24 protein-coding genes and 1 riboswitch are annotated in these 25,634 nt (G+C 59.4%); of the genes, 9 read left to right on the top strand and 15 right to left on the bottom strand.

Going from position 1 to position 25,634, the window contains the following annotated elements; genetic code table 11:
* Position 1: 1 nt before the first annotated feature.
* The 3 genes from V6S97_RS21935 to V6S97_RS21925 are packed head-to-tail and all read right to left on the bottom strand — an operon-like array spanning position 2 to position 2,347.
* Positions 2 to 910, bottom strand: coding sequence for an amino acid--[acyl-carrier-protein] ligase (locus V6S97_RS21935; RefSeq protein ID WP_003504856.1), 909 nt, complete (start codon positions 908 to 910; stop codon positions 2 to 4).
* Between the two features lie 4 nt (positions 911 to 914).
* Positions 915 to 2,096 carry an acyl-CoA dehydrogenase family protein gene (locus V6S97_RS21930; RefSeq protein WP_020813437.1) on the bottom strand — a complete coding sequence of 394 codons (1,182 nt, stop codon included), beginning with the start codon at positions 2,094 to 2,096 and terminating at the stop codon, positions 915 to 917.
* Positions 2,096 to 2,347 carry an acyl carrier protein gene (locus V6S97_RS21925; RefSeq protein WP_003504852.1) on the bottom strand — a complete coding sequence of 84 codons (252 nt, stop codon included), beginning with the start codon at positions 2,345 to 2,347 and terminating at the stop codon, positions 2,096 to 2,098. Before V6S97_RS21925 ends, V6S97_RS21930 begins: the two co-directional genes overlap by 1 nt.
* 182 nt (positions 2,348 to 2,529) lie before the next feature.
* Positions 2,530 to 2,641, top strand: a riboswitch (TPP riboswitch).
* Between the two features lie 95 nt (positions 2,642 to 2,736).
* Between V6S97_RS21925 and thiC the strand changes: the two genes are divergently transcribed.
* From thiC to V6S97_RS21895, 6 genes are all read left to right on the top strand, one after another.
* Positions 2,737 to 4,560, top strand: a complete 1,824-nt coding sequence (thiC, locus tag V6S97_RS21920; protein ID WP_020813439.1) for a phosphomethylpyrimidine synthase ThiC — start codon at positions 2,737 to 2,739, stop codon at positions 4,558 to 4,560.
* Position 4,561: 1 nt separating this feature from the next.
* Positions 4,562 to 5,566, top strand: a complete 1,005-nt coding sequence (gene thiO / locus V6S97_RS21915) for a glycine oxidase ThiO (RefSeq protein ID WP_087745050.1) — start codon at positions 4,562 to 4,564, stop codon at positions 5,564 to 5,566.
* On the top strand, positions 5,535 to 5,732 hold the full coding sequence (thiS, locus tag V6S97_RS21910) for a sulfur carrier protein ThiS (RefSeq protein WP_099085856.1): 198 nt from the start codon (positions 5,535 to 5,537) through the stop codon (positions 5,730 to 5,732). The genes thiO and thiS overlap by 32 nt, the downstream gene beginning before the upstream one ends.
* A gap of 3 nt (positions 5,733 to 5,735) precedes the next feature.
* Positions 5,736 to 6,509, top strand: a complete 774-nt coding sequence (locus V6S97_RS21905) for a thiazole synthase (protein ID WP_087745046.1) — start codon at positions 5,736 to 5,738, stop codon at positions 6,507 to 6,509.
* Positions 6,510 to 6,597: 88 nt separating this feature from the next.
* On the top strand, positions 6,598 to 7,602 hold the full coding sequence (locus V6S97_RS21900; protein ID WP_087745044.1) for a P1 family peptidase: 1,005 nt from the start codon (positions 6,598 to 6,600) through the stop codon (positions 7,600 to 7,602).
* Between the two features lie 3 nt (positions 7,603 to 7,605).
* A complete protein-coding gene (locus V6S97_RS21895) occupies positions 7,606 to 8,001 on the top strand; it encodes a winged helix-turn-helix domain-containing protein (protein ID WP_087745042.1) in 396 nt (131 codons plus the stop codon).
* Here the strand turns inward: V6S97_RS21895 and modC are convergent.
* From modC to V6S97_RS21875, 4 genes are all read right to left on the bottom strand, one after another.
* Entirely contained in the window at positions 7,970 to 9,046 is a 1,077-nt protein-coding gene (gene modC / locus V6S97_RS21890; protein ID WP_099085857.1) for a molybdenum ABC transporter ATP-binding protein, read from the bottom strand. The genes V6S97_RS21895 and modC overlap by 32 nt on opposite strands.
* Positions 9,043 to 9,750 carry a molybdate ABC transporter permease subunit gene (gene modB / locus V6S97_RS21885; protein WP_020813444.1) on the bottom strand — a complete coding sequence of 236 codons (708 nt, stop codon included), beginning with the start codon at positions 9,748 to 9,750 and terminating at the stop codon, positions 9,043 to 9,045. Before modB ends, modC begins: the two co-directional genes overlap by 4 nt.
* 53 nt (positions 9,751 to 9,803) lie before the next feature.
* A complete protein-coding gene (gene modA, locus V6S97_RS21880; RefSeq protein WP_003504820.1) occupies positions 9,804 to 10,595 on the bottom strand; it encodes a molybdate ABC transporter substrate-binding protein in 792 nt (263 codons plus the stop codon).
* Positions 10,596 to 10,912: 317 nt separating this feature from the next.
* Positions 10,913 to 12,196 (bottom strand): NAD(P)/FAD-dependent oxidoreductase, encoded by a 1,284-nt coding sequence (locus V6S97_RS21875; RefSeq protein WP_003504818.1) that lies wholly within the window; start codon positions 12,194 to 12,196, stop codon positions 10,913 to 10,915.
* 130 nt (positions 12,197 to 12,326) lie between these two features.
* Between V6S97_RS21875 and V6S97_RS21870 the strand changes: the two genes are divergently transcribed.
* Together V6S97_RS21870 and V6S97_RS21865 are read left to right on the top strand one after the other, a co-directional pair.
* A complete protein-coding gene (locus V6S97_RS21870; RefSeq protein ID WP_003504817.1) occupies positions 12,327 to 13,253 on the top strand; it encodes a LysR family transcriptional regulator in 927 nt (308 codons plus the stop codon).
* A 103-nt stretch (positions 13,254 to 13,356) separates the two neighbouring features.
* A complete protein-coding gene (locus tag V6S97_RS21865; RefSeq protein WP_003504815.1) occupies positions 13,357 to 13,593 on the top strand; it encodes an Lrp/AsnC ligand binding domain-containing protein in 237 nt (78 codons plus the stop codon).
* Between the two features lie 380 nt (positions 13,594 to 13,973).
* Here V6S97_RS21865 and V6S97_RS21860 read toward each other — a convergent pair whose 3' ends face one another.
* The 3 genes from V6S97_RS21860 to epmA form a co-directional block, all read right to left on the bottom strand.
* On the bottom strand, positions 13,974 to 14,165 hold the full coding sequence (locus V6S97_RS21860; RefSeq protein WP_003492264.1) for a hypothetical protein: 192 nt from the start codon (positions 14,163 to 14,165) through the stop codon (positions 13,974 to 13,976).
* 378 nt (positions 14,166 to 14,543) lie between these two features.
* Entirely contained in the window at positions 14,544 to 15,608 is a 1,065-nt protein-coding gene (locus tag V6S97_RS21855; protein ID WP_087745029.1) for a lysine-2,3-aminomutase-like protein, read from the bottom strand.
* Positions 15,605 to 16,669 (bottom strand): EF-P lysine aminoacylase EpmA, encoded by a 1,065-nt coding sequence (epmA, locus tag V6S97_RS21850; RefSeq protein ID WP_334427746.1) that lies wholly within the window; start codon positions 16,667 to 16,669, stop codon positions 15,605 to 15,607. The genes V6S97_RS21855 and epmA overlap by 4 nt, the downstream gene beginning before the upstream one ends.
* Before the next feature lie 251 nt (positions 16,670 to 16,920).
* Here epmA and efp point away from each other — a divergent pair, with 251 nt between their 5' ends.
* Complete coding sequence (gene efp, locus V6S97_RS21845) at positions 16,921 to 17,490, top strand: elongation factor P (protein ID WP_003504809.1); 570 nt, start codon at positions 16,921 to 16,923, stop codon at positions 17,488 to 17,490.
* A gap of 115 nt (positions 17,491 to 17,605) precedes the next feature.
* Here the strand turns inward: efp and V6S97_RS21840 are convergent, their stop codons facing one another.
* The 5 genes from V6S97_RS21840 to V6S97_RS21820 all read right to left on the bottom strand — a co-directional run bounded on the left by V6S97_RS21840 (position 17,606) and on the right by V6S97_RS21820 (position 25,356).
* Complete coding sequence (locus tag V6S97_RS21840) at positions 17,606 to 19,048, bottom strand: efflux transporter outer membrane subunit (RefSeq protein ID WP_334427744.1); 1,443 nt, start codon at positions 19,046 to 19,048, stop codon at positions 17,606 to 17,608.
* Positions 19,049 to 19,197: 149 nt separating this feature from the next.
* Complete coding sequence (locus tag V6S97_RS21835) at positions 19,198 to 22,287, bottom strand: efflux RND transporter permease subunit (protein ID WP_334427743.1); 3,090 nt, start codon at positions 22,285 to 22,287, stop codon at positions 19,198 to 19,200.
* Between the two features lie 54 nt (positions 22,288 to 22,341).
* On the bottom strand, positions 22,342 to 23,544 hold the full coding sequence (locus tag V6S97_RS21830) for an efflux RND transporter periplasmic adaptor subunit (protein WP_003510438.1): 1,203 nt from the start codon (positions 23,542 to 23,544) through the stop codon (positions 22,342 to 22,344).
* A gap of 199 nt (positions 23,545 to 23,743) precedes the next feature.
* Positions 23,744 to 24,403, bottom strand: a complete 660-nt coding sequence (locus tag V6S97_RS21825; RefSeq protein WP_035213668.1) for a TetR/AcrR family transcriptional regulator — start codon at positions 24,401 to 24,403, stop codon at positions 23,744 to 23,746.
* 2 nt (positions 24,404 to 24,405) lie between these two features.
* Complete coding sequence (locus V6S97_RS21820; RefSeq protein ID WP_003510435.1) at positions 24,406 to 25,356, bottom strand: phosphoribosylaminoimidazolesuccinocarboxamide synthase; 951 nt, start codon at positions 25,354 to 25,356, stop codon at positions 24,406 to 24,408.
* Positions 25,357 to 25,634 lie beyond the last annotated feature (278 nt).

Below are 25,634 nucleotides of genomic sequence, written 5' to 3'. Positions count from 1 at the left end.
ATCAGCCCCAGAGCGTTTCCACGACCTTCGCAGGCCATTTCTTCACGTCGAGGCCATGATGCGCAAACAGCGCGAGCGCGATGCGCTCAAGGCCGAAACCAACGCAGGCGGTATGGGCGACATCGCCATTGTCGAGGTTAAGACCCCATTTCTGGCCGAAGGCATCCTGGTGATAGTTGAAGCTCATGCAGGCCGTCGGGCTGGTCGTCGATGTGACCGGGATCAGCAGTTCGAATTTCAGGTTCTGGTCGCGCTGGTTGTTGGCCAGCATCTTGCCGGCACGGCCGAAGAACGGATCGTTGGCGACATCGATGGTGACGTCGAGCCCGACTGCTTTCATCATCTCGACGCCGCGATCCATCCAGGTCTGGCGGAATTCGGTGACGTCGGACTCGGTACCCATGCAAACATATTCGCGCATGCGGAAAAGCTGCTGGCGGGCCGGATCCTTGGAGGGTTCATGGCGGAAGCAATAGGACTGGATGTCATAGAGACCGCCGCCGGCAGGTAGCGCGCCGCGCTTGGCAATCGTCGGATAAAGCGGGTAGCAGGCCGCCGGCGTCAGCACGATGTCTGTCGCTTTCTGGTCCTTGGTCCAGTCACCGCCCTCATCCATGGTTTTCAGCAGGCTGACATGGTCGAGTTCGCAGCCGCAGAAGGAGTGGACGGTGCCGGCGAGCTGCGGGAAGCTCTTCATGTAACCGCTCTTTTCGAAGTAGGCGCGGTTGATGCCGGGCGGAAAACGGATCGCTTCGGCGCCATCAGCGCCGCCCGTGCGGTCGATCAGCCGCTCGAATGCGGCAATCACGTCCTCGAACTGGCCGCTGCGTCCATAAAGACCGTCCACACCCGTTTCAATCAGCAGGCCTTCTTCGAACAGTCGATCGAGAAACGATGTTTGCATGTCCATGGTCTTATCCCAAGAGGCTGGTGTCCTGCTTGTGAACCAGCAGGAGATTGGCGGAATTGCCGAGAATGCGGTCGTTGGAAATCATCAGACGGGCAGAATGCGCGTCGCGAAGGTGCCGGCCGAGGCTGTAGGGCGTGCCGTTCTTGTAGCCCATGATGCCGCAGACCAGCATGGCGTGGTCAATGATTTCAAGAATGGTTTCCGAAGAGCAGATCTTCACATTGTTCATGGCGACGGCAAAGGCCATCGACATCAGTTTTTCCGGGTCGCTCTTGGTATCCTCGTAAGCCTTGATGCCGGCGATGATGTTGGATTTCACCACCTGCAGCTTGGTGGAAACCTCCGCGAGGCGGATCGCGCCGGGAGGAGCCGTGCCGGGCGACTTGCGCGCTGCGGCTCTGACGAAAGACTGCGCGCGCAGCACGGCATCCGACGCGATGCCATACCAGACGGCGCTCCAGAGAAGATGCGAGCTTGCAAGCATGGATTGCGCTGCGATTTCCGCGAAAGGCTTCGGGAAGATCTGTGCCGCCGGCGCTTCGCCGCGAAACAGGAAACCATCCGAACAGGTACCGCGCATGCCGAGCGTATCCCAGACATGGGTTTTTTCGAGCGTGTACTGGTTTTTCAGGAATACGGTCATCACCTGATCGGCGGGCGCGGCATCCTTATGGGTGCGCGAGGTGATGAGGATCGCATCGGCATTGCTGCCATAGGAAATGACGGTGGCGTCCTTTTCCAGCCGGCAGAAATCGCCTTCGACCTCGATTGCGCAGATGGAGTTGCGCAGATTGCCGCCGATGCCGCCTTCGGTGGTGGCTGAGCCGAGCAGCAGCTGTTCCGCCGCGACGCGGCTCATGAAGCCCGCATGCCATGCGCTCGCCTCGCCATGTTCCACAAGGCTGGACAGCTTGATGTGGTGCATGGCGAAAATCATCGCGGTTGCGGAACAGGCCTGGCCGAGCCGGGCGCAGATATCGGCGATTTCCTGCAGGGAAGTACCTTCGCCACCGAGCGAAGCGGGGACCTGAATGCCGAGCAGGCGTTCCTGCCTGAGTGTATCAACGGCTTCCTGCGGAAAGCGGCCGGTAACATCCACCTCATCTGCGTGTTTGGCGGCAATTGCTGCGACACGGCCCGCGCGCGCGGACAGCGTTTCATCCTGCGGCGCTACGGTGACGTTCATCAGGCTGCCTCTTTACCATCCAGAATGAGCTTAACGGTGTCTTCAATGGCCTTGATGCTGGCAAAGGACTTGCGGTTCAGCAGATTGTCCGGGAATTCGATATCGAATGCTTCTTCGATGCCGAGCATCAATTGCACCGATGCGAAGGAAGAAAGCCCCGCCGCGTAAAGATCGGCTTCATCTGCAATCGTATCGACGGGGGTTGGAAGCTGGCCGAATTTGGCCAGTATTTCACGTATAGTCGCATTCATTCCGACGTATCTCCCATAAATTTCACATCAGGATGGTTTGTGCTTATCGTTACGTTGCAAACGATAATATTCGCCTAAACCGTTAGGTTAATTACAACTAACGGCAGCATGCGCCATTCCCGCACCTTTGCCAAGCATGGATCGTCGGCCTTGACAAATGCCTGATGGTGTTTTTTGCTGGGGTCATTCACCAGGGGTGTCCCGTCAAGGGGCTGAGATTCTGCTTTCATGCGCAGTGACCCGTTGAACCTGATCCAGTTCATACTGGCGTAGGGACGGTGCAAAGACCTGATGTCGGACGGGCGCATGACGCCGTGTTTCGGCACTTCGGTATTTTCCATCATTCCGGCTCGAACTGGGTCTCCACTGTTAAGCTTTGGAGCCTCAAGATGAATATCGCTGCCAAGAATATCCCGCTTTCCGTCACCACCGGGCCGCATGCCGCCTCCACGAAAATCCACAAATCAGGCATTTTACATCCGCATATCCGCGTACCGATGCGCGAGATCGCCGTCCATCCGACGGCGGGCGAACCGCCGGTGACGGTCTATGATTCCTCCGGTCCCTATACCGACCCTACCCATCCCGTTCTGATTGAAAAGGGTCTGCCGCGTCTGCGTCACGAGTGGGTCGTAGCGCGGGGCGATGTCGAGGCTTATGATGGCCGGCACGTCAAGCCGGAGGATAACGGCTTTGCCACCGGCGAACGGCTGACGCCCGAATTTTCCGTGCGCCACCAGCCGCTCAGAGCCACGGCAGGTAAAGCCGTGACCCAGCTTGCCTATGCGCGGGCAGGTATTGTCACGCCGGAAATGGAATTCATCGCCATTCGCGAAAATCTCGGGCGCGAGGCAGCGAAGGAGAAGCTCGCGCGTGACGGCGAGAGTTTCGGCGCGCATATCCCTGATTACGTCACGGCGGAATTCGTCCGTCAGGAAGTGGCGTCGGGCCGCGCCATCATTCCCGCCAACATCAACCATCCGGAACTTGAACCGATGATCATCGGCCGCAATTTTCTGGTGAAGATCAACGCCAATATCGGCAATTCCGCCGTCACCTCCTCCATGGCGGAAGAGGTGGAGAAGATGGTCTGGGCGATCCGCTGGGGCGCCGATACCGTCATGGACCTTTCGACAGGGCGCAACATCCACAATATCCGCGAATGGATCATCCGCAATTCGCCGGTACCGATCGGCACGGTGCCGCTTTATCAGGCACTGGAGAAGGTCAACGGCATTGCCGAGGATCTCAACTGGGAGGTGTTTCGCGATACGCTGATCGAACAGGCGGAACAGGGCGTGGATTACTTCACCATCCATGCCGGCGTCCGGCTGCACTACATCCCGCTCACCGTCAATCGCGTCACCGGCATCGTCTCGCGCGGCGGATCGATCATGGCGAAGTGGTGTCTGCATCACCACAAGGAAAGTTTCCTCTACGAGCATTTCGACGAGATTTGCGACATCTGCCGCGCTTACGACGTTTCCTTCTCGCTGGGCGATGGTCTTAGACCCGGCTCGATTGCCGACGCCAATGACGCGGCGCAGTTCGCGGAACTGGAAACGCTTGGCGAGTTGACGCAGATCGCCTGGGCTAAGGATTGCCAGGTGATGATCGAAGGCCCCGGCCATGTGCCGATGCACAAGATCAAGGAGAACATGGACAAGCAGTTGAAGACCTGCGGCGAAGCGCCCTTCTATACGCTCGGGCCGCTCACCACGGATATCGCACCCGGTTACGACCACATCACGTCGGGCATTGGTGCTGCGATGATCGGCTGGTTCGGCACGGCGATGCTTTGCTACGTCACGCCCAAGGAACATCTCGGACTGCCTGACCGTAACGACGTGAAGGTGGGCGTCATCACCTATAAGATCGCGGCGCACGCCGCCGATCTCGCCAAGGGCCATCCGGCAGCGCAAGTGCGGGACGATGCGCTGTCGCGCGCAAGGTTCGAGTTCCGCTGGGAAGACCAGTTCAACCTGTCGCTCGATCCGGATACGGCCCGGTCCTTCCATGACGAGACGCTGCCGAAGGAGGCGCACAAGGTCGCGCATTTCTGCTCCATGTGCGGGCCGAAATTCTGCTCGATGCGGATTTCCCACGATATCCGCGCCGAGGCGCAGAAGGAGGGGCTGGAGGCCATGGCCGCGCGCTTCAAGGAAGGCGGGGAGCTTTATATGCCGCTCGCGACGCCTGCGGATGCCGAATAGCATGCGCGTTCTGGTCAAGGGAACGGGGGTCGCCGGTTTGACGGCGGCCTTCGAACTGGCGCGGAACGGCGTTACCGTCGAGGTTTGCGAGCGCAATGCCGAACCCTTTCGCGGCGCATCCTGGTATGCGGGCGGCATGCTGGCGCCCTGGTGTGAGCGTGAAAATGCGGAAGAGCCGGTTCTGACGCTCGGCCAGGCGGCGCTCGACTGGTGGGATGAGGCAACCCCCGGCCTTGTGGCCCGACATGGCACGCTGGTTGTCGCGCCCGCCCGCGACAAAGCGGAGCTTTCGCGTTTCGCATCGCGGACCGGCGGCTATCGCTGGGTGGACGAGGGAGAGATCGCCGCTCTGGAGCCTGATCTTGTCTGGCGGTTTCGCTCCGGGCTTTATTTCCCGGGCGAGGGGCATCTCGATCCGCGCCTTGCACTGAAATCGCTGCATGAGCGGCTTTGCACCATGGGTGTGCGGTTCCACATGGGCATCCCGGTGGATGACCGACCGTTCGACCGGGTGGTGGATTGCACCGGCGCCGCTGCGGTGGGAGAGATTTCCGACCTTCGCGGCGTGCGGGGAGAGATGCTCTATCTCTCCACGTCGGAAGTTTCTTTGTCCCGTCCCGTCCGGCTGCTGCATCCGCGTATTCCGCTTTACATCGTGCCGCGCGAGCCCGGCCGTTTCATGGTGGGGGCGACGATGATCGAGACCGAGGATACCGGCGACATTTCTGTCCGTTCGATGATGGAATTCCTGAATGCCGCCTATGCGGTGCATCCGGCTTTCGCGGAAGCGGAAATCATCGAGACCGGCACGGGCGTGCGCCCCGCCTATCCCGACAATCTGCCGAAAGTCACGCAAGACGGCCGGCTCATTTTCATCAACGGCGCACACCGGCATGGCTTTCTGCTCTCGCCGGCTATCGCGCGTCAGGCGGTTGAAATCGTCTGCCAAACTCTTTCTCAAAAGGAACAGGATCATGAAACTTCTGGTAAATGGCAACGAGCTTGATCTCGCCGCCGAGACGCTGGCCGGTCTGCTCGCCAGCCTCGAATACGAAGGCGAGTGGCTGGCAACGGCGGTCAATGGCGATCTGGTGCATTCGGAAGAACGCGCCGACTATCAACTGAAGGCTTTCGACCGTGTCGAAATTCTCTCGCCGATGCAGGGAGGCTGAGACATGCTGACGCTTTATGGCCGTGAAGTCTCGTCCCGTCTTCTCCTCGGCACGGCGCGGTATCCGTCCCCCGCCGTGCTTGCCGATGCCGTGCGGGCGAGCAACACGGATATTCTGACGATTTCGTTGCGCCGGGAAACAGCCGGCAATAAGAAGGGCGGTCAGTTTTTCGAGCTTATCCGCGAGCTCGATCGCTACATCCTGCCGAATACGGCCGGGTGCCATACGGTCAAGGAAGCGGTGCTGACGGCAAAGATGGCCCGCGAGGTGTTCCGCACCAACTGGATCAAGCTGGAGGTCATCGGTCATCACGATACGTTGCAGCCCGATGTCTTTGCGCTTGTCGAAGCGGCGAAAATTCTCTGTAACGATGGTTTCGAGGTCTTTCCTTATACGACCGACGATCTGGTCGTCGCCGAAAAGCTGCTGGAGGCAGGCTGCAGGGTACTGATGCCCTGGTGCGCGCCAATCGGCAGCGCCATGGGGCCGCTCAATCTGACGGCGCTGAAATCCATGCGGGCGCGTTTTCCGGATGTGCCGATGATTGTTGACGCCGGTATCGGCCGCCCGTCCCATGCGGTCACGGTGATGGAGCTTGGTTACGATGCTGTTCTGCTCAACACGGCGGTTGCGGGCGCGGGGGATCCGGTCGGCATGGCGGAGGCTTTCGCCCACGCCATAGAGGCCGGCCATCAGGCATATCTCTCCAGGCCGCTGGAGCCGAGGGACATGGCCGTTCCCTCGACGCCGGTCATCGGCACGGCTGTTTTTTCCTGATCGCGGCTTGTCGTAGACATCAGGCACGTCACGTTTTGCGTTGACAGTGCCTGATGGTGGCGGGATACCGGGAAAAAAGGGAAACGGCATGGCGGCACTCACCAATCTTCTGACGGATATTGACGGCGTTTCGGTCGGCAATGTCACCGATCTTTCCCTCGGCTCCGGTGTTACGGCGATTGTTTTCGAAAAGCCCGCCATTGCTTCCGGCTCTGTTTTGGGCGGTGCGCCGGGCGGGCGTGATACCGGCCTGCTCGACCCGGTGATGACGGTGGAAACGGTGGATGCCTTCGTGCTGTCAGGTGGTTCCGCCTTCGGGCTGGATGCGGCGGGCGGCGTTCAGGCCGGGTTGCGCGAGATCGGGCGGGGGCTGCAGGTGGGGTCCACCCGCGTTCCCATCGTGCCGCAGGCGATCCTGATGGATCTGCTGAATGGCGGTGACAAGGATTGGGGTCTGCATTCGCCCTACCGCGAGATGGGATATGCAGCCTTCGAGGCGGCGCGTGCGATGCCCTTCGAGCTTGGAACAGCCGGGGCTGGAACGGGTGCGACGACCGCCACCTTCAAGGGCGGGCTCGGCTCCGCAAGCGCCGTCAGTTCCGGCGGTTACAAGGTGGCGGCCATCGTTGCCGTCAATGCGCTCGGCTCCGCAACGGTTGGAACGAGCCGCCATTTCTGGTCCGCGCCTTTTGAAGTGCAGGGTGAATACGGCGATCGCGGTTTTCCTGCTCATTTCGAGCCGGATCACACCGCGCTGCGGCTCAAGGGGGTCAATCTCACGGCAACGACCATCGGTGCGGTGGTGACGGATGCCGCGCTCACCAAGGCGCAGGCGCATCGCCTTTCCATCATGGCGCATGACGGGCTGGCGCGCGCCGTTCTGCCCGCCCATCTGCCGAGTGACGGCGACACCATGTTTGCGGCCTCAACCGGTGAAAAGCCGCTTGAGGGCGGCGTTCATTTCGCCGAACTTTGCCATCTTGCCACCATCGTGATGGCGCGCGCGGTGGCGCGTGGCGTCTATGAGGCCACGGCGCTGCCGGTGGATGGAGCGCAAAAGGCCTATCGCGATCTTCATGGACGGAGCCTTTGAACGATGAGTAAGGCCCTCCCTCCACTGAAACCTGTTCTTCGTATCGATTTTCCGCCCGGAGAGCGTCTCGGGCACGGCAAGATCGAATTGATGGAGCTGATTGCCGAAACGGGTTCCATCTCCGCCGCGGGGCGGGCGATGGACATGTCCTATCGTCGCGCATGGCTGCTGGTGGATGCGCTGAACCATATGTTCCGGCAACCGGTTATTGAATCACAGCGCGGCGGCAAACAGGGCGGCGGTGCGGCGCTGACCGCTTTCGGCGCCGAATTGCTGGAACGCTATCGCGGCATGCAAAAGCGGATGAACGAGGCTTTGCGCGCGGATATCGACTGGCTGGAGGCCAGCCGCAATCCCGATGCGGCCCTCAATAGGGATCAAGAGCCGCCGACTTTATGATCGCATGCACCGGTCTTCCGGGTTCCAGCTGCAGCCTTTCGCGGGAGAGGTCGGTGATGCGCGACTGGATGATGTCACCGCCACAATCCACCTGAACCGTGACCATGCCGTCTTCACTGGCCGAAACAGTCGCAACACGGCCCTCGAGAATGTTGAGGGCGCTCAAGCCTTCGGGCTTTACGGTTGCCAGCATCACATCGCGCGCCGGTATAAGCACGCGTGCCGGGCTGTCGGATGTTCCCCTTTTTGCCGGCACATGGAGCAGCATGGTCTTTAGCCTCACGGCGGCAAGTCCGTGCCGCTCATCAAAGCTTTCAATGTGCCCGGAAAGAATGCTGCCTGCCTCACGCCGTTCGAGATGCATGCTGAAATCCGGTCTCGCCAGCACCTCGGCTGCTTTTCCCTGCGCTTCCACCTTGCCGTCTTTCATCACCACGATGCGGTCTGCGAGGCGGGCGACCTCCTGAATGGAGTGGCTGACATAGACAACAGGGATTTTCGTCTCGTCGCGCAGCCGTTCGAGATAGGGAATGATCTCGGCCTTCCGCTGCTCGTCCAGCGAGGCGAGCGGTTCGTCCATCAGCAGCAGCCTGGGGGAAGAAAGCAGGGCGCGGCCGATGGCGACGCGCTGTTTTTCGCCGCCCGAGAGTTTGTTCGGACGTCGCTGCAAGAGATGGCCGATACCGAGCATGTCGATGATATGGTCTTCCTGCGCGACCTTCGTTTTGTCTGCGGTGAACCAGCTGCCGTAGTGCAGGTTTTGCGCCACGCTGAGATGTGGGAAAAGCCGCGCTTCCTGAAAGACATAACCGAAACGGCGTTTATGGGCCGGCACGAACAGTCGCTTTTCGCTATCGGCCAGCACCTCCCCATCCAGCAAAACCTGTCCCTCATCCGGCCGCAGCAGGCCTGCTATGATACGGATCATCGAGGTCTTGCCGGAACCGGAGCGCCCGAACAGCGCGGTGACGCCGCCTTCGGAGATGAATGACGCATCGAGTTCGAAGGAGCCGAGGCGATGACGGGTGGTGACCGAAAGCGTCATTCCATGCTCACGCGTTTGCCGATGATGCGGGCCAGAAACTCCGAGACAAGCAAGGCGAGCATGGAAATCACGACCGAAACGATGGTCAGCCGCAATGCGCCGGCATCCCCGCCCGGAACCTGGGTGAAGGTATAGATGGCGGCGGAGAGTGTCTGGGTTTCACCGGGAATATTGGAAACGAAGGTGATGGTCGCGCCGAATTCACCCATGGCCTTGGCGAAAGCCAGGATCATGCCGGCGATGATGCCAGGCAATGTCAGGGGAAGCGTGACAGTGAGGAACACCCAGAACGGGCTTGCCCCCAATGTGCCCGCCGCTTCCTCCAGCTTGCGGTCCACCGCTTCGATGGAGAGGCGGATGGAACGCACCATCAGGGGAAAGGCCATGACGGCGCAGGCGAGCGCGGCTCCTGTCCAGCGGAAAGAAAAGACGATGCCGAACCAGCTATCGAGAAATTGCCCGATTGGCCCCCTGCGACCGAACAGGACGAGCAGCAGAAAGCCGGTGACGACGGGCGGCAGGATGAGCGGAAGGTGGACGATGCCGTTGAGCAGCGACTTGCCCCAGAAGCGGCCGCGCGCCAGCGCCACGGCAATCGCAATGCCGAAAGGCAGGCTGGCAAGCATGGCGATGGAGGACACCCACAGGCTGAGCCTGATTGCCGTCCATTCTTCAGGGCTGAGTGTCCACCAATGCAATGCCATATCCTGCAATCGTCATCTCTCGCGGCCAATATGCTGGGCTCCCGAAAGGCAGTTTATTTCAAAACGGTAAAGCCTTGCTTTTCGAAGAAAGGCGTCGCCTTTTCGGATTTCAGGAAATCCAGATAGGCTTTTGCTGCCGGCGATTTTGCCTCCGCGAGAACGGCGACGGGATAGATGATCGGCGGATGGCTGTCTTCCGGGAAGGTGCCGACGATCTTCACGCCGGGATCGGCGGCGGCGTCGGTCTGGTAGACGATGCCATAGGGGGCTTCGCCGCGCGAGACGAGCAGCAGCGCGGCACGCACGCTTTCCGCGCCGGCGACCTTTTGTTCGACAGACGACCAGACGCCGAGTTTTTCCAGAGCGGCCTTGCCGTATTTGCCCGCTGGTACGGAATCAACCGCGCCCATCGCCAGACGGCCGTCGCCCACCAGAGCCGCAAGATCGAAGCCCTGTTTGATTTCGACCGACTTTGCCTTGTCTGCGGGAGCGACGAGAACGATGCGGTTGCCGAGAAGATTGGAGCGGCTGTCAGCGTTTATCAGCTTCTTGTCGGCAACATAGTCCATCCATGCAAGGTCGGCGGAAATGAAGATATCCGCCGGTGCGCCCTGCTCGATCTGCTTGGCCAGCGCAGAGCTTGCGGCATAAGAAACGGTTACCTCGTTACCGCTGTCCTTCGCCCATTCGGCGTTGATGGCGTCGAGGGCGTTTTTCATGCTCGCGGCGGCAAACACCGTGACTTTTTCGGCGGCATGGGCCGGAACGGCCGCAAAGGAGGCCGCCATCCAGAGGGATGTGGCTGCGGCGATGGTTTTGAAAAAGCTGCGACGCAAAAGTCTCATGGTATGTTACCCCCGGTTCTATATATTCCTATGAATATATCGATAGGCCTATAGGGCAATCATTATATTTTCAAGGATATATCGCTGGGGTAGGAAAAAGCCCGTGGCGGGCTTCCCCTACCTCATTCATGAGCTTGTCACAGGAATCCAGCAGATGTGCGTCTGTGCAGCGTGAGAGTCTTTTCCGCCCAAGGACTTGGGTTGGCTGTATTCCTGTGACAAGCACAGGGATGAGGGACGGTGAGCACACCCGAAAACGGCAAACGTCGCAATGAGGCATCGGCCCCGAACGTTTGTGTCGTGCACTGTAAGTCCGATCAAAAACGCTCGCCGGCGAAATGGGCAATCTGTGCGCCTGCCTCGTAATAGGCTTCCTTCACCGCCCGGAAAGCCTGCGCTTTCGGCTCCGTCACAGGCAGCGGCAATTCGGCTTCAGCAATCTCACCGAGAATATGCTGCGCGATCACCTTGCCGAAGGCCGTGCCCGGCGCAATGCCGCGGCCGTTATAACCTGAAAAGCCGACGACGTTCTCCGCGAATTTATGAAACCGTGGCACGGCATTGTCGGTCATGCCGATCTGGCCATACCATTCACATTCGAACTCCGTATCGCCGAGCTGCGGGAAAAGCCGCTTCAGCGAGCGTTTCGCCCAGGCGCGATGAATGGCGGTCCCGGTGCCGCGCAGGGCGCCGACGCTGCCGAAGACCAGCCGGCCCGCTTTGTCCATGCGGAAGGAGGAGAGAATTTCCTTCGTATCCCAGCAGCCCTCACGGCCGGGCAGGATGCTTTTTTGCAGGTTGTCGCCGAGTGGTCTGGTCGCGAAGTTGAAATAGGGCAGGTAGATCTGCTCATCGCGAACTATCTGCCACGGTCCGGTGCTGTAGGCTTCTGTGGCCACAACGATCCAGCTGGCGGTTACAGACCCCTGCGGCGTCTTCACCACCCATTTTCCATTGCTGCGTTCGGTCGCTACCACGGGGCTTTCGGTGTGCAGACGTGCACCCGCTTTCCGGGCGGCTGCGGCAAGGCCTCGAACATAAGCGAGCGGCTGGATCGTGCCGGCGCGTGTATCCAGAAGCGCACCGGAATAGGCCGTGCTGCCGGTGCGTCTCGCTGTCTCCTCGGCATCGAGAATGCGGACGGGCGCGCCTCTTGCAGCCCATTGTTCGCAGCGCTCGCGGATTTCGACGAGCCCCTTTTCGCCGACGGCGCAATGCAGCGTGCCGTTTTTTTCGATTTCGCAGGGAATTGCGTGTTTCTCCACCAGCTCGCGAACGAGGAGGGGCGCATTGCCCAGAAGATCGAGAAGCCGTTCGCCGTAAGTCGAACCCAGCACGCCGGGCAGTTCTTTCGGCATGACCCACATGCCGCCATTGATGAGGCCTACATTGCGGCCGGCGCCGCCGAAGCCGATTTCCCTTGCTTCGAGAAGAACGACGTCCACACCGCATTCGGCAAGATGAAGGGCGGCGGATTGTCCAGTGAAACCACCTCCGACGACGACGACATCGGCAACTGCTGCGCCCTGCAGGGCAGGCGTTACGGGCGGTTGCGGCGCGGTCTTTTCCCAGAGGCCGTGCGAGCGGGGGTCGTTATACATCGTTCCACCATATTCCGGGCCAGTTCATTTGTTTTTCGTATGAGTGACAAGCCCTTGTTTATGAGACTTTACAAGCGGTCGCGCCTGTTGAATATCGACATATCGTCAAGAGTTCATTCCGTGAGGGAATATGGTTCTGCCGCCCCGCCGTTTTCTGCCGTCGCTCTCGCTGCTGGCGGCTTTCGAAGCCGCTTCGCGCACGGGTAGCGTCACCGCCGCGGCGAGGGAGCTGGGGCTGACGCAGGGTGCGGTCAGCCGCCAAATTCTGGCGCTTGAAGAGCAGCTTGGCATCGCGCTATTCCTGCGCGAGCGGCAGACGATACGGCTGACAAGGGCTGGAGAAGGTTATGCGCGGGAAATCCGCGAGGCCTTGCGGCGTATATCTACGGCCTCGCTCAACCTGCGCGCCAATCCCGATGGCGGCACGCTCAATCTCGGGATTCTGCCGAGTTTCGGCACGCGCTGGCTGGTGCCGCGTCTTCCCGATTTCATTGCCAGACACCCGGGCGTTTCGGTCAATCTTCTGACGCGATCATCGCTGTTCGATTTCCGCACTGACACTGTTGATGCGGCCATCCATTTCGGATTGCCGCATTGGCCGGGAACCGAGCTGGTTTTCCTGATGCATGAAAAGGTCATTCCGGTATGCAGCCCGGCCTTCAAGGAGCGACACGGACTTTCAAGGCCTGACGATCTGCTGCAGGTGCCGTTGCTGCACATGACGACCCGGCCGGATGCCTGGGAACAATGGTTTCGCGGCCACGAGGTTCGTTTCGACAATGTGCATGGCATGCTTTTTGATCAGTTCACGACGATTGCCGAGGCGGCGAGCGCCGGCGTCGGGGCGTCGCTCATTCCTTCTTTCATGATCGAGGAGGAGCTGCGAAGCGGTCGCCTGGTCGCGGCTGTCGCGGGCGAAGTGGAGAGCGAGGAAGCCTATTATCTCGCCTGCATGCCGGATCGCGCCGGTTATGCACCGCTCGAGAGTTTTCGCCGGTGGATCGTTTCCGAGGCCGCAATTGGGACGAACGGCAGGACGGGCGAGTTTTCGGCGTAATCCGGTGACCGGTCTTGCAAGACGGACGCAGCTCAGCCAATAGTGCGCCATGACGCGTGGCACGAGCAGCCATGCACCGAAAGTTCAAATACGGGAGATGTCCGTGAAGCCCATTTTTGTTCAGCTTCAATGTGAGCCCGGCAAGACCTATGATGTCGCCGATGCCATCTATAAAACGGAACTGGTTTCCGAGCTTTATTCCACCAGCGGTGAATATGATCTGCTGCTGAAAGTCTACCTGCCGCAGGAAGAAGATATCGGCAAGTTCATCAACCAGAACATTGTCAATATTCCAGGAATCGTGCGCTCTCTGACGACGCTGACTTTTACCGCATTCTGAAGGCTTTTGAAGATTGTCGTCCATCCGGCCTCAAACGCCTGCTGCCCGCAATAGGGTAGAGATGCGTGCACACGGCAGGAAGAGCTTTTTCGGTCCAAAGACTTGGCCCGGCTGGGTTCTTGTGACGAGCGCAAGGGTGAGGTGACGTAGCGGCTTGAGGAAGCATTGCGTTTAGCGTCCAGTATTCCGTTCGGATCCGGAGCTTTTTTGAGTTCAGCTCCGCGTAGAGCGCTCTGATACGCAATGCATGGCCAGCGCGACTGCAGGCTGGCGGACTGTCAGGCAAAGGAAAAGCGCGCCATCGGCCCGCGTTTTGAGGGTCCGATATTTGGCGCGCTCTGGTTTTGACGGTTGTGTGAGCGGTCGAAAGTTTTCCCGCATCAGGCGACCGCGGCCAGATTCCGGTTGCGCACGAGATCGCGGATCGCAATCCGCACGTCGTCGGCGCTGTCGAACTTCTGTTCGTCCAGGTCGTGAACGTGGAACTTCACCGCGATGAACTTCAACCGGTCGTTATCCGGGATGACGATGCCGACGGGTTCGCCAGCGAATTCAATAACTTGCTTCTGCATAGATATACTCCCGCTGTGGCTAATAAACACAGCATGTTGTCGAACTGATTTTCAGGAAATTGAGACCGTCAGGTCACATTCGACAGCAGCGGGAACACGTGGATTTAAATCCAGCATTCCAGGACTCAAGACCAAGGATTGCGTTAATGTTGATATGTTTTGACATGACACACTCCCTGTATTGGTGTTGGCCCAGAATCAGGAGACTTGTTCTCCAGTTCCACACTGATAATCCAGACCAGCACTAAAATCAATGCTGATTGTTATAGGTAGAATATTTTTCTTTATGATGACAGGAGAGGGGCGGAATTGTGAAATTTTTGTTTTCGTTCAAGGCCGCCGCGAAAAGCCCGGTGTAGCAGGCTTTTTATGTATTTTTTAATCGTCGCCGGTGGCTGGCGGTGGGTAAATATGATCGTTTCCGTTGAAATCGGAAACGGAATAACAGCCATCGCGGGTCTTTTCGGCCGCATTTCGGCCGATAGCAGCCTTGCCGTGACCGCCGGGAATGTCGAGAACATAGGTCGGCTGGCAAAGACCGGAGACATTTCCGCGTAACGCCGAAACGATTCGCTGGCCCTCTTCGATCGTTAGCCGGAAATGGCTGGTGCCGGGCGCAAGATCGGGATGATGCAGGTAATAGGGCTTGATACGGGTCTCGACAAAGGCGCGCATCAACTCGGCAAGAACTGCCGGGTCGTCATTGATGCCTTTCAAAAGCACGGTCTGGCTGACCATGGCGATGCCGGCATCAATCAGGCGTGCCGAAGCGTGCCTTGCGGTTTCGCTGAGTTCTCGGGAATGATTGGCGTGCAGGGCCACATAGGTGGTTTTGCCGCTGGCCTTCAGCGCATCGATCAATGATGCGTCGATACGGTCGGGATCGACCACCGGCACGCGGGTATGGAACCGGACGATCTTCACATGCTGTATGTCTTTCAGGCGCGTCATCAGGTCAGACAGGCGCCGCGGGGAAAGCACCAGCGGATCGCCACCGGTCAGGATGACCTCCCAGATGGCGGGGTTCGCTTTTATATAGTCGAATGCGGCGTCAAGTTCCGCCGGGCTCATCATGCCATTGCCCTGCGGTCCGACCATTTCCCGGCGGAAACAGAAGCGGCAATAGACGGGGCAGACATGTACTGCCTTTAAAAGAACCCGGTCGGGATAACGGTGAACGATGCCGTGGACGGGGCTGTGCGCGTCGTCGCCAATCGGGTCGTCCCGTTCTTCGGGAAGGTGAACGAGTTCGGCCGCATCCGGCACGAATTGCCGGGCAATGGGATCCTGCGGGTCGCGGCTATCGATCAGCCCGGCAATCGACGGCGTGATGGCGAGCGCGTAACGCTGCGTCACCGCGCGCAGGTTCTCCAGCGCTTCGGCTTCAATCAGCCCCGCTTCGAGAAGCGCTTCGGGTGTCTTGATCGTCTCGAGCCCTGTCATCGTCCATATTCCGCGACTGGAGCCCACATGACGAGATCGATACGCGGTGCGCCGGTTGCCAGCATCACCAGCCGGTCGAAACCGAGTGCTATGCCGCTTGCCGGCGGCATGATTGCCAGCGCGGCCAGAAAATCCTCGTCCAGCGGATAGGTTTCGCCGTAAATGCGCTGCTTCTCGGCCATTTCCATTTCGAAACGCCGTCTCTGCTCGGCGGCGTCGGTCAATTCGCCGAAGGCATTGGCGAGTTCAACGCCGCAGGCATAAAGTTCGAAACGCTCCGCCACCCGCGCATCCCCGGGGGACTTGCGGGCAAGGGCTGCTTCGCAGGTCGGATATTCGTCGAGAATGGTTGCCCTGCCGAAACCCAGCTCCGGTTCCACCCGCTCCACGATGACGCGGCTGAACATATCCGCCCAGGTATCGTCAGCGGCCACGCGAATGCCGGCATTGGTGAGGCTCGCGGCAAGATGGCGGCTGTCGGTTTCGCGGTTTCGGCTGATAGTGGCCAAGAGGTCGACATTAGCATATCGCTCGAAGGCTTCGGCGACGCTCACTCGTTCCGGCTCCAGGAATGGATCGACGCTGCGGCCGCGATAGGTGAAATTCTTCGTCTTTGCGGTTTCAGCTGCCAGCGCCAGAAGATTGGCGCTATCCTTCATCAGGCTCTCATAGGTTTCGCCGACCCGGTACCATTCCAGCATGGTGAATTCCGGGTGGTGCAGGGGGCCTCTCTCCCGGTTTCTGTAAACATGCGCAAAACAGGTGATGCGTTTTTCACCGGCGGCGAGCAGCTTCTTGCAGGCAAATTCCGGCGAGGTGTGCAGATAAAGCGGCGCGGCGTCGCCGGCCGGCGTCAGGCCTTGCGTGGCGAAAGCATGCAGATGCGCCTCATTGCCGGGGGAGATCTGCAATGTCGCGGTATCGACCTCAAGAAAATCGGCGCTGGCGAAATAGCTGCGAAAAGCCGACTGGATCGCATTGCGCCCGATGAGAAACGCGCGGCGGTCCGCGTGGACGTCAGGCGTCCACCATGGCGACATTGTCTCGTTGCTTGCACGCATTCTCAGTTCTTTTCCGTCTTCTCTGCGGCGCTCAATTGCGGAGAAATGGTCCGCAAAACGCCTGATCGCGTCATTTAAAGCAATTCCGGGCGGAAAACCGCTAGGCACTCTTCCGGGAATTGCTGTAGAAGGCTGGCAATTCGTGCGGATTTAAGGTAGTTGCGCCCCAGAAAAAAGACAAAACGTCTGCCGGGGCCGGTGCTGCCGCGCAGTCCTTTACGACGCATTTCATCGAGTTACAAGGAAGTCATATGGTCAAGGTTATCGCCTCATCCGTCCGCAAGGGCAATGTTCTCGACGTGGACGGCAAGCTTTACGTCGTTCTCACCGCGCAGAACTTTCACCCCGGCAAGGGCACGCCGGTCACGCAGGTGGACATGCGCCGCATCGTTGACGGCGTGAAGGTCTCCGAGCGCTGGCGCACCACCGAGCAGGTCGAGCGCGCTTTCGTTGAAGACCTGAACTTCCAGTTCCTTTATGAAGATGGCGAAGGCTTCCACTTCATGAACCCTGAGAACTACGACCAGGTCGTTGTTGATGCCGAGACGATGGGCGATCAGAAGGCCTATCTCCAGGAAGGCATGACCTGCATTCTTTCCATCCATGAAGGCAATCCGCTGGCCGTTGAACTGCCGCGTCACGTCACGCTTGAGATCACGGAGACCGAACCGGTCGTGAAGGGCCAGACGGCTTCTTCCTCCTACAAGCCGGCTATCCTCTCCAACGGCATCCGCACCATGGTGCCGCCGCATATCGATGCCGGCATTCGCGTGGTCATCGCGACGGAAGACAATTCCTACGTCGAGCGCGCCAAGAACTGAGCCTGATGACGGGCTGAAAAAAAAGCACCGGGTGACCGGTGCTTTTTTGTGCCTTGAATAACAAAAAGCCCGCATCGAAAGACGCGGGCTTTTTGTTTGCTATTTTGGGCCGTGCTTACATGCCCTTCGCGGCGGCCACGGTCGGGCCGGCGGACTTCTTCGGGGCAGGCTGGCCAACGGCATAACCGCCACCGAGAGCCACGTTAAGCGAGACATAATCCTGCGCGGTCGTCTGGATCGCCGTGGCAAGGTTTGCCTGCGCATCCGATACCGAGCGCTGGGCATCCAGAACATCGAGCAGAGACGAGGCGCCATCACGATAGCTGGCGGTGGAGAGCTGCAGCGCTTCCTGGTAGGAGGCAACGGTCTTTCTCAGCGCGTCAACGGTACGCTGGTCGCGATTGATGGCGGCCAGGGCGTTTTCGACTTCTTCCACCGCATTGAGAACGGTCGCCTTCCAGACGAGATATTGTTCGCGTGCCTGTGAGTTGGCGATGTCGACATTGGCGCGGAGTCTGCCGCCATCGAGGATCGGGAGCGTGAGGCTCGGACCGAAGGACCAGCTATTGGCAGTTCCCCTGCCGCCGCCACTCAGGAAATTGTAGCTCGGCGTGATCGCTCCACCAAGCTCGATGCTTGGATAAAGCTGCGCCTCGGTTACACCGATCGTGGCGACCGCAGCGGCGAGATTGCGTTCAGCGACGCGGATGTCCGGACGGTTGCGGATCAGGTCGGCCGGGATACCGGTGCGGGGAACTGCGCGCGCAACAGGCTGGCGTGCGCCCTTCTGCAGCTCGGCGATGAGCGACGAGGCCGGCATGCCAAGCAGGGTCGCGATGCGGTGCGCTGCCTTGCGGAAGCTGGTTTCGAGGCCGGGTATCTGCGACAGCGTGGAATTGACCAGACCTTCGGACTGGACGACATCGAGACGCGAGGCCGCACCCGCTTCGAGCTGCAGCTTGGTCAGATCGAGCGTTTCGCGGCGTGAACCCAGGTTCTGGCGGGCAATCGCCAGGCGCTCCTGATAATAGCGCACGTCGATATAGGCGGCGGCGACGGACGAAATCAGCGTCAGGCGCTGCACGTCGACGGTGGAGTAAGCGGCATCGAGCGATGCATCCGCGCTTTCCGTCGCCCGGCGGTAGCGACCGAAGAGGTCGAGGAACCACGAAACGCTGAGGCTGCCGCTGGATACGTTGGTGACGGGAACGTCACGGTAGCTGCCCTTGGTCTGGCTGGTCGTGTGGCTACCGCTGCCTGTCAGGCTCGGCAGGCCGCCAGCGCCGTCAACGATCACCTGGGCCTGCGCCTGATTGATGCGTTCGATCGCCTGCATCACGGTGAGGTTCTGCGCGAGGCCGGTGGAGACGTAACCGTTCAGGCGGTTGTCGTTAAAGGCCGTCCACCATGCAACGCTGCTGATGTCGCCATTACTGGTTTTTCCGGCTTCCGCAAACTTTCCCGGCAATTGGATTTCCGGCGTCTTGTGGTCGGGTCCAACAACACAGCCTGAAAGCAGCAGCATTGTCAGGGGAATAGTAGCGCGAATAGACAGCATGTAATTTTCCCAATTCTCTGGTTGGCTTACCGAGCGCGGCTTGCTGACAAATGGGCTGCGCGATCGATATGCCGTAGAAACGTGCATTTGCCAAATCGGCAACATTTCTAGCAGCGTATTAACGGTTGGCACAGCCCATTTTTGTTTTGTTAACGCCTTGAAAGGCGACGAATGATGACGAAAAAGGACGGAACGAAGAAAATTCCGAGGAGTGTTGCAGAAAGCATACCACCCAGCACCCCGATACCGATTGCATTTTGCGCGGCGGAACCCGCTCCGGTTGCGATCGCAAGAGGCACGACACCCAGGATGAAGGCGAGCGATGTCATGATGATCGGACGCAGGCGCAGCTTCGCTGCCTCCAGTGCCGCTTCCACCAGACTTAACCCGTGCTCCTGCCTCTCCTTGGCGAATTCGACGATCAGGATCGCGTTTTTCGCGGCGAGGCCGATGGTCGTCAGCAGGCCCACCTTGAAGTAGACGTCGTTCGTCTGGCCGAAGAAATGGGCCGCGGTCAAGGCGCCAAGGACGCCCACCGGAACGGCCAGGATGACCGAGAACGGGATCGACCAGCTTTCATAGAGGGCGGCAAGGCAAAGGAACACGATGAGAACCGACAGCGCGTACAGCATGGGCGCCTGTGAACCGGAAAGGCGTTCCTGATAGGAGATGCCCTGCCATGCCACCGTGTAACCGCCCGGCATGCTTGCCGTCAGGCGTTCCATCTCGTCCATCGCATCACCGGATGCAACGCCTGCGCCGGCGGTGCCTTCGAGCGAGATCGCGCCTGTACCGTTGAAGCGGGCGAGAGACGGCGGCGCATTGATCCATTTCACTTCGCTGAAGGAAGAGAAAGGCACCATCTCGCCGTTGGTATTGCGGGCGTACCAGAATTTCAGGTCGTCCGGCTGCATGCGGTAGGGTGCGTCACCCTGGACATAAACGGGCTTCAACTCGCCGTTCAGAGTGAAGTCATTGACATCCCGGCCGGCAAAGATCGTCGACAGCATGAGGTTCACGGAGGAGAGATCGACCCCCATGGCTCCCATCTTTTCCTGATCGAGAACGATCTTCATCTGCGTTTCATTGTCCTGGCTGTCGCTTCGAAGCGAGCTGATCTTCGGATTGCTGGTCGCGAGCGCGATCAGCTCTTTGGACGTGGCGGTCAATGCCTCGGTGCCGTTGCGGCCGCTATCCACGAGATACATCGAGAAACCGCTCGATGTGCCCATGCCCTGAATGGCCGGCGGCAGAAGCGGGAACACCTGAGCATCGCGGAAGCCGAAGAAGGTGCCCATCGCACGCTGCACGATGGCGCCGGCATGCTGATCGGGCGCGGTTCTTTCGGCGAAATCCTTGAGCTTGGTGAAGACGATAGCGTTGTTCTGGCCCGAACCGCTGAAACTGAAGCCGAGCACGCCGAAAACAGATTCGACATTGTTGGCTTCTTTTTCGCGGAAGTAGTTTTCGACCTGCTTCACCACCTCGTTGGTTCGCTCGATATTCGACCCGGTCGGCGTCTGGATGATCGTCAGCAGCACGCCCTGGTCTTCCTGCGGCAGGAAAGAGCTTGGCAGCTTTGAAAAGAACCAGGCGCAGCCGCCGATCACGATCGCGAAGATGATCATCACGCGCAGGGGCCGTTTCAGCAGATAACCGATGGAGGACACGTAGCCATCCGTCGTCTTGCCGAAGCCGCGGTTGAACCACGCGCCCGGTCCGCGCTGCTTCTTGTGATGATCGATCGGCTTCAGCATGGTGGCGCAAAGCGCGGGCGTCAGCACGATCGCGACAACGGCCGAAAGCAGCATGGCCGAAACGATGGTGATCGAGAACTGGCGGTAGATGATGCCCGTCGATCCGCCGAAGAAAGCCATCGGAATGAACACGGCGGTGAGCACGAGCGCGATGCCGATGATCGCACCGGTGATCTCGCCCATCGACTTTTCGGTCGCCTCGACCGGTGACAAGCCCTCTTCCGACATGATGCGCTCGACGTTTTCGACAACGACGATGGCGTCGTCGACGAGGAGGCCGATGGCGAGAACCATGGCGAACATGGTGAGCGTATTGATGGAATACCCGGTGAGCGCGAGAACGCCGAAGGTGCCGAGAAGCACGACCGGAACGGCGATCATCGGAATGAAGGTGGCTCTAAGATTCTGCAGGAACACCAGAAGCACGACGAAGACGAGGATGATCGCCTCGATCAGCGTATGCACCACTTTCTCGATCGACAGCTTCACAAACGGCGTCGTGTCATAGGGATATTCAATCGAAACGCCCTCGGGCAGCGAACCCTCGACATTTGTCAGAGCCGCTTTCACACGTGCCGCCGTGTCGAGCGCGTTTGCACCCGTGGCAAGGTTGACTGCGAAACCGGCGGACGGACGGCCGTTGGATCGGGAATCGCCGCCATAGGTTTCCTGGCCGATTTCGATGCGCGCCACGTCGCTGAGGCGAACCGTCGCGCCATCCTTTTCGACTTTCAGGATGACCGATTCGAAATCGGCAACCGTGGTGAGCTGGCTCTGCGCCGTCACCGTCACATTGAGCTGCTGGCCCTTGACCGCGGGCACGGCGCCGAGCGAGCCGACCGAAACCTGGGTATTCTGGCTTTCGATGGCGCTGGTGACGTCGGCGGTGGTCAGCTGGTATTTGTTGAGCTTGAACGGATCCAGCCAGATACGCATCGCATATTCGGAGCCGAACACGTTGATGCTGCCCACGCCTTCGAGGCGCTTGATCTGGTCTTCGACACGCGAGGAGAATACGTCGCCGAGATCGGCCGAATTGCGCTTGCCGTCGGTCGAGATCAGCGCGCCAACCATCAGGATACTCGATGTCGAGCGGCTGACCTGGATACCCCGCTGCTGCACGGTATCGGGCAATTGCGACTGGACAAGCTGCAGCTTGTTCTGCACCTGAACCTGCGCAATGTCTGGCAGGATGCTGTTGCCGAAGGTCAGCGTCACTTCGGCGCTGCCGGTCGAGGACGACGAGGTCATATAGGTGAGGTCGTCGAGGCCGGTCATGCCGTCCTCGATGATGGTCGTCACCGATTTCTCGACGGTTTCGGCGCTGGCGCCGTTATAGGTCGCACTGACACGCACCGTTGTCGGCGCAATATCGGGATATTGCGAAATGGAAAGCGTCCAGATCGCAAGGGCGCCGCCCAGCATGATGACGATGGCGATAACCCATGCAAACACGGGGCGCCTGATGAAGAAATGGGCCATGGCAGTCCTGCCTTACCTTTTACGAGCTTCGACCAAGGGGTTTCGTGCTCATGCTTATTTCGAGGGGGCGGCGGCAGGCGGAGCTTGCTGCGGCAGAACGACGATACCGCGATCGTCAATGGTCACTTCAACTGGCGCAACCGTTGCACCGTCGGCAATCCACTGGAAGCCGTCGACGATGAGCTTGTCGCCATCCTTGACATTTTCCGTCACCAGCCAGGCGTTGCCCGACTGCTGGCTGGACGGGAAGGTGCGGGTTTCCACCTTGTTTTCCGCGGTCACGAATTTTGCGGTCAGTTCGCCATTGGCGTTCCGGCTCGCTGCGCGCTGCGGAATGCGGAAGCCTTTTTCCTTGCCGATCGTCAGCGTGGCGCGAACATAGGTGCCGGGAAGCAGAAGATCGTCAGGGTTGTCGAAGAGGGCGCGGATGGAGAAGGTACCCGTCGTTTCGCTCACCGCCATGTCCGACATATCAATCTTGCCGTCATGCTTGTATTCGGTGCCGTCTTCCAGCGTCAGGTGAATGCCGGTCTCCTTCGTGTCGCCGCCAAGCTGACCCGACGAGATCGCCTTTTTCAGACGCAGGAGATTGATGCTGGATTCCATCAGGTCGATATAGATCGGATCGATGCGGCGCAGCGTTGTCAACGCCGTCGTCTGGTTCGCCGTCACCACGTTACCGATGCTGAAGGCGGTCGCGCTGGTAATGCCGTCGAAGGGGGCGCGGACCTTGGTGAGATCGAGATTGATCTCGGCCGTTTCCAGCGCTGCCTTGGTCTGTGCCACGTCGGCTTGCGCCTGCAGCAGCGTCACCTTGGCATTTTCATATTCGATCTGCGTCGCACCGCTGTTGACCAGGCGTTCGTAACGGGCAAGGTTCGCCTGGGCGCTCGGAATGCTTGCTTCCGCCTTCGCCACGTTAGCCTTGGCCTGCGCCACTTCCGCCAGATAGGTATTGTCCTCGATCTGGTAGAGAACGTCGCCCTGCTTGACCTCGCTGCCTTCCTTGAAAGGAATTTCGCGGATGATGCCGGTGACGCGCGGCCGGATTTCGGCTGTCTGGAACGCGCTGGCGCGGCCGGGCAGAACGGTGGTCAGGGGATATTCGCTGGTCTTCATCAGGATGACGCTGACCGGAGACGGCGGACGCTCGGCAGTCTGGCCGGCGGTCTGGCTGCTCTCGCCGCCATCGCTGCAGCCCGCCAGAAGCGCGGTTACACACAGAGAAGCAAATAGGGGTAAAATACGTCGGCTCATTGTTCTTCCCTGCGTATCGCTCGCATTTAACTATAAGCGCAATGTCGCTCGGCGGATGCGCGTCCGGAAACAGACACGACAGGCGAAGGCCTTGGAAGGGACCCGATTCGCTCATTTTGTCCGGACCGCCACGCGCATAGAAGCGCAGGCTTTTGCGCTTCGCAAGCAATTGCGAGAAGGTGACGTAAATTGGGAATCGTCACTTAGCAAGCGGATTGCGCAATCCCGCGTCGATTAAATCGACGAGTTGATCGCAACGTGTTGCCAAATTGCCGATATCTTCCCGCGCAATGAGGACGGGGTGGATGACGCTGGTCAGCGCGTGGAGCACGGTCTCCGCCAGAGGAGGGATATCGGTGGCGGTGTAGATTCCGGCCTCGACGCCGTCCTGAATGATTTCGGCCAGCAATTTAACGATGACGGATTTATAATAGTCTCCGCACTTCATGTCCTGCTTGGCGGTCATCAGGATCATTTCGAAGACGTAGGGATTCTTATTGAGATCCTGGTGGTGCTGCTCCATCAGGTTGCGCGCTAGATGGCGCAATCTGGAAAGCGGTGCATGGCTTTTGTCGAGTGGACAGATCTGCCGTTCGAAAGCGCCGATCTGTTCGAAGCCAAGGGCGTCGACGAGCGCGTTCTTCGAGCTGAAATTCTTGAAGACATTGGCGGGAGACATGCCAAGCGCTGAGGCGATATCGGCAATCGCCACCGCATTGAAACCACGCTCCCGGAAAAGCTCTTCCGCTTTGGCGAGAATGTCCCGCCGGGTTTCCTCGGCGGAACGGCGAGGCCGGCGCCTGACAGGACGGTCACTCTTCCTGTCGCCCTTTCTCGCCTGTTCGATCATTTTGCTCACGGTCAGACTCCGGGGAAGAACGGCTCCAGATTCCGGCGTACTCTTGCAAGCGGCGTCTCGCCGCTATCGTCGGGAACGAAGCTCTGTCCGGTGATGCGTTCGTAAGCATCAATATAGACCTTCGAGGTCTGCAAGACGAGATCCTGCGGAATTTCGGGAACGTCATCCTTATAAGGGTCGCAGCGTTCGGCAACCCAGGCTCTCACGAAATCCTTGTCGAAGCTCGCCGGCCGGGTGCCGTTGCGAAAGCTTTCCTCATAGCTGCCAGCCATCCAGTAGCGGCTGCTATCAGGTGTGTGGATCTCGTCGGCCAGGATGATGGTGCCGTTTTCATCCGTTCCGAATTCATATTTGGTGTCGACGAGAATGAGGCCCTGCTTTGCGGCAATTTCCTGCCCGCGCTTGAACAGCGCCAGCGCGTAACGGGAAAGCGTGTTCCATTGCTCCTGTGTCAGGAGTTTCTTCTCCACAATCTCGGTCGGTGTCAGCGGCTCGTCGTGGCCGCCATCGAAGGCCTTGCTTGTGGGCGTGATCACCGGTTCGGGCAGAATCTGGTTGTCCTGCATCCCGTCAGGAAGGCTCATGCCGTACATCTGCCGCTCGCCCTTCTTATAAAGGGTCAGGATCGACGTGCCTGTCGTGCCGGCCAGATAACCGCGAACCACCACCTCGACCGGCAATATCTCAAGTCTTTTGCCGATGACGACATTTGGGTCAGGATAGCTGACCACATGATTGGGGCAGATGTCCTTTGTCTTTTCGAACCAGTAGCGGGCCGTCTGGGTCAGGACCTGTCCCTTATAAGGTATGCAGGTGAGAATACGGTCGAAGGCGCTGAGGCGGTCGGTGGATATGATGATACGGTTGCCGTCCGGCAGATCGTAGTTTTCCCGCACCTTGCCACGGTAGTAATTCGGCAGCTCGGGAATGACGGCTTCATCGAGAATGCGCACGGGCTCTCCAATTCTTCGCTTTATAAGGGGACGTGAGACGCCCCAAGTCTTCTGAAACTCTCGTCCGTTCCTATTGCATGTTTCCTGGAACAGGGCCAGTCGCGACATAAAGACTGTCCTTTCCCCCATTTCCGTTGCGCACCACGAAACTATGTAGTGATATCAATGTCTTGATAAAAATGTCAGTTTTTTGACGGTGTGTGTGTTGACTTGTTTGGTGGGGTGGATTTATAAGTCCGCTCACTGAACGAGGGCGGCGGCGCTGCTGGCGACGACGA

The organism is Agrobacterium sp. CCNWLW155 (genome assembly GCF_036888815.1).
GTDB lineage: Bacteria > Pseudomonadota > Alphaproteobacteria > Rhizobiales > Rhizobiaceae > Agrobacterium > Agrobacterium radiobacter.
Note: the sequence above shows the minus strand (reverse complement) of the source record. Positions and strands in the feature narration are given on the sequence as shown.

Excerpts from the sequence above, each read along its gene's own strand:
- modA (WP_003504820.1), bottom strand. The coding sequence starts at position 10,595 with ATGAGACTTTTGCGTCGCAGCTTTTTCAAAACCATCGCCGCAGCCACA.
- V6S97_RS21860 (WP_003492264.1), bottom strand. The coding sequence starts at position 14,165 with ATGCAGAAGCAAGTTATTGAATTCGCTGGCGAACCCGTCGGCATCGTC.
- V6S97_RS21895 (WP_087745042.1), top strand. The coding sequence starts at position 7,606 with ATGAGTAAGGCCCTCCCTCCACTGAAACCTGTTCTTCGTATCGATTTT.
- modC (WP_099085857.1), bottom strand. The coding sequence starts at position 9,046 with ATGACGCTTTCGGTCACCACCCGTCATCGCCTCGGCTCCTTCGAACTC.
- epmA (WP_334427746.1), bottom strand. The coding sequence starts at position 16,669 with ATGCGTGCAAGCAACGAGACAATGTCGCCATGGTGGACGCCTGACGTC.
- V6S97_RS21900 (WP_087745044.1), top strand. The coding sequence starts at position 6,598 with ATGGCGGCACTCACCAATCTTCTGACGGATATTGACGGCGTTTCGGTC.
- efp (WP_003504809.1), top strand. The coding sequence starts at position 16,921 with ATGGTCAAGGTTATCGCCTCATCCGTCCGCAAGGGCAATGTTCTCGAC.
- V6S97_RS21840 (WP_334427744.1), bottom strand. The coding sequence starts at position 19,048 with ATGCTGTCTATTCGCGCTACTATTCCCCTGACAATGCTGCTGCTTTCA.
- V6S97_RS21835 (WP_334427743.1), bottom strand. The coding sequence starts at position 22,287 with ATGGCCCATTTCTTCATCAGGCGCCCCGTGTTTGCATGGGTTATCGCC.
- V6S97_RS21855 (WP_087745029.1), bottom strand. The coding sequence starts at position 15,608 with ATGACAGGGCTCGAGACGATCAAGACACCCGAAGCGCTTCTCGAAGCG.
- V6S97_RS21870 (WP_003504817.1), top strand. The coding sequence starts at position 12,327 with ATGGTTCTGCCGCCCCGCCGTTTTCTGCCGTCGCTCTCGCTGCTGGCG.
- V6S97_RS21830 (WP_003510438.1), bottom strand. The coding sequence starts at position 23,544 with ATGAGCCGACGTATTTTACCCCTATTTGCTTCTCTGTGTGTAACCGCG.
- V6S97_RS21935 (WP_003504856.1), bottom strand. The coding sequence starts at position 910 with ATGGACATGCAAACATCGTTTCTCGATCGACTGTTCGAAGAAGGCCTG.
- thiO (WP_087745050.1), top strand. The coding sequence starts at position 4,562 with ATGCGCGTTCTGGTCAAGGGAACGGGGGTCGCCGGTTTGACGGCGGCC.
- V6S97_RS21875 (WP_003504818.1), bottom strand. The coding sequence starts at position 12,196 with ATGTATAACGACCCCCGCTCGCACGGCCTCTGGGAAAAGACCGCGCCG.
- V6S97_RS21905 (WP_087745046.1), top strand. The coding sequence starts at position 5,736 with ATGCTGACGCTTTATGGCCGTGAAGTCTCGTCCCGTCTTCTCCTCGGC.
- thiS (WP_099085856.1), top strand. The coding sequence starts at position 5,535 with ATGAAACTTCTGGTAAATGGCAACGAGCTTGATCTCGCCGCCGAGACG.
- V6S97_RS21930 (WP_020813437.1), bottom strand. The coding sequence starts at position 2,096 with ATGAACGTCACCGTAGCGCCGCAGGATGAAACGCTGTCCGCGCGCGCG.
- thiC (WP_020813439.1), top strand. The coding sequence starts at position 2,737 with ATGAATATCGCTGCCAAGAATATCCCGCTTTCCGTCACCACCGGGCCG.
- modB (WP_020813444.1), bottom strand. The coding sequence starts at position 9,750 with ATGGCATTGCATTGGTGGACACTCAGCCCTGAAGAATGGACGGCAATC.
- V6S97_RS21925 (WP_003504852.1), bottom strand. The coding sequence starts at position 2,347 with ATGAATGCGACTATACGTGAAATACTGGCCAAATTCGGCCAGCTTCCA.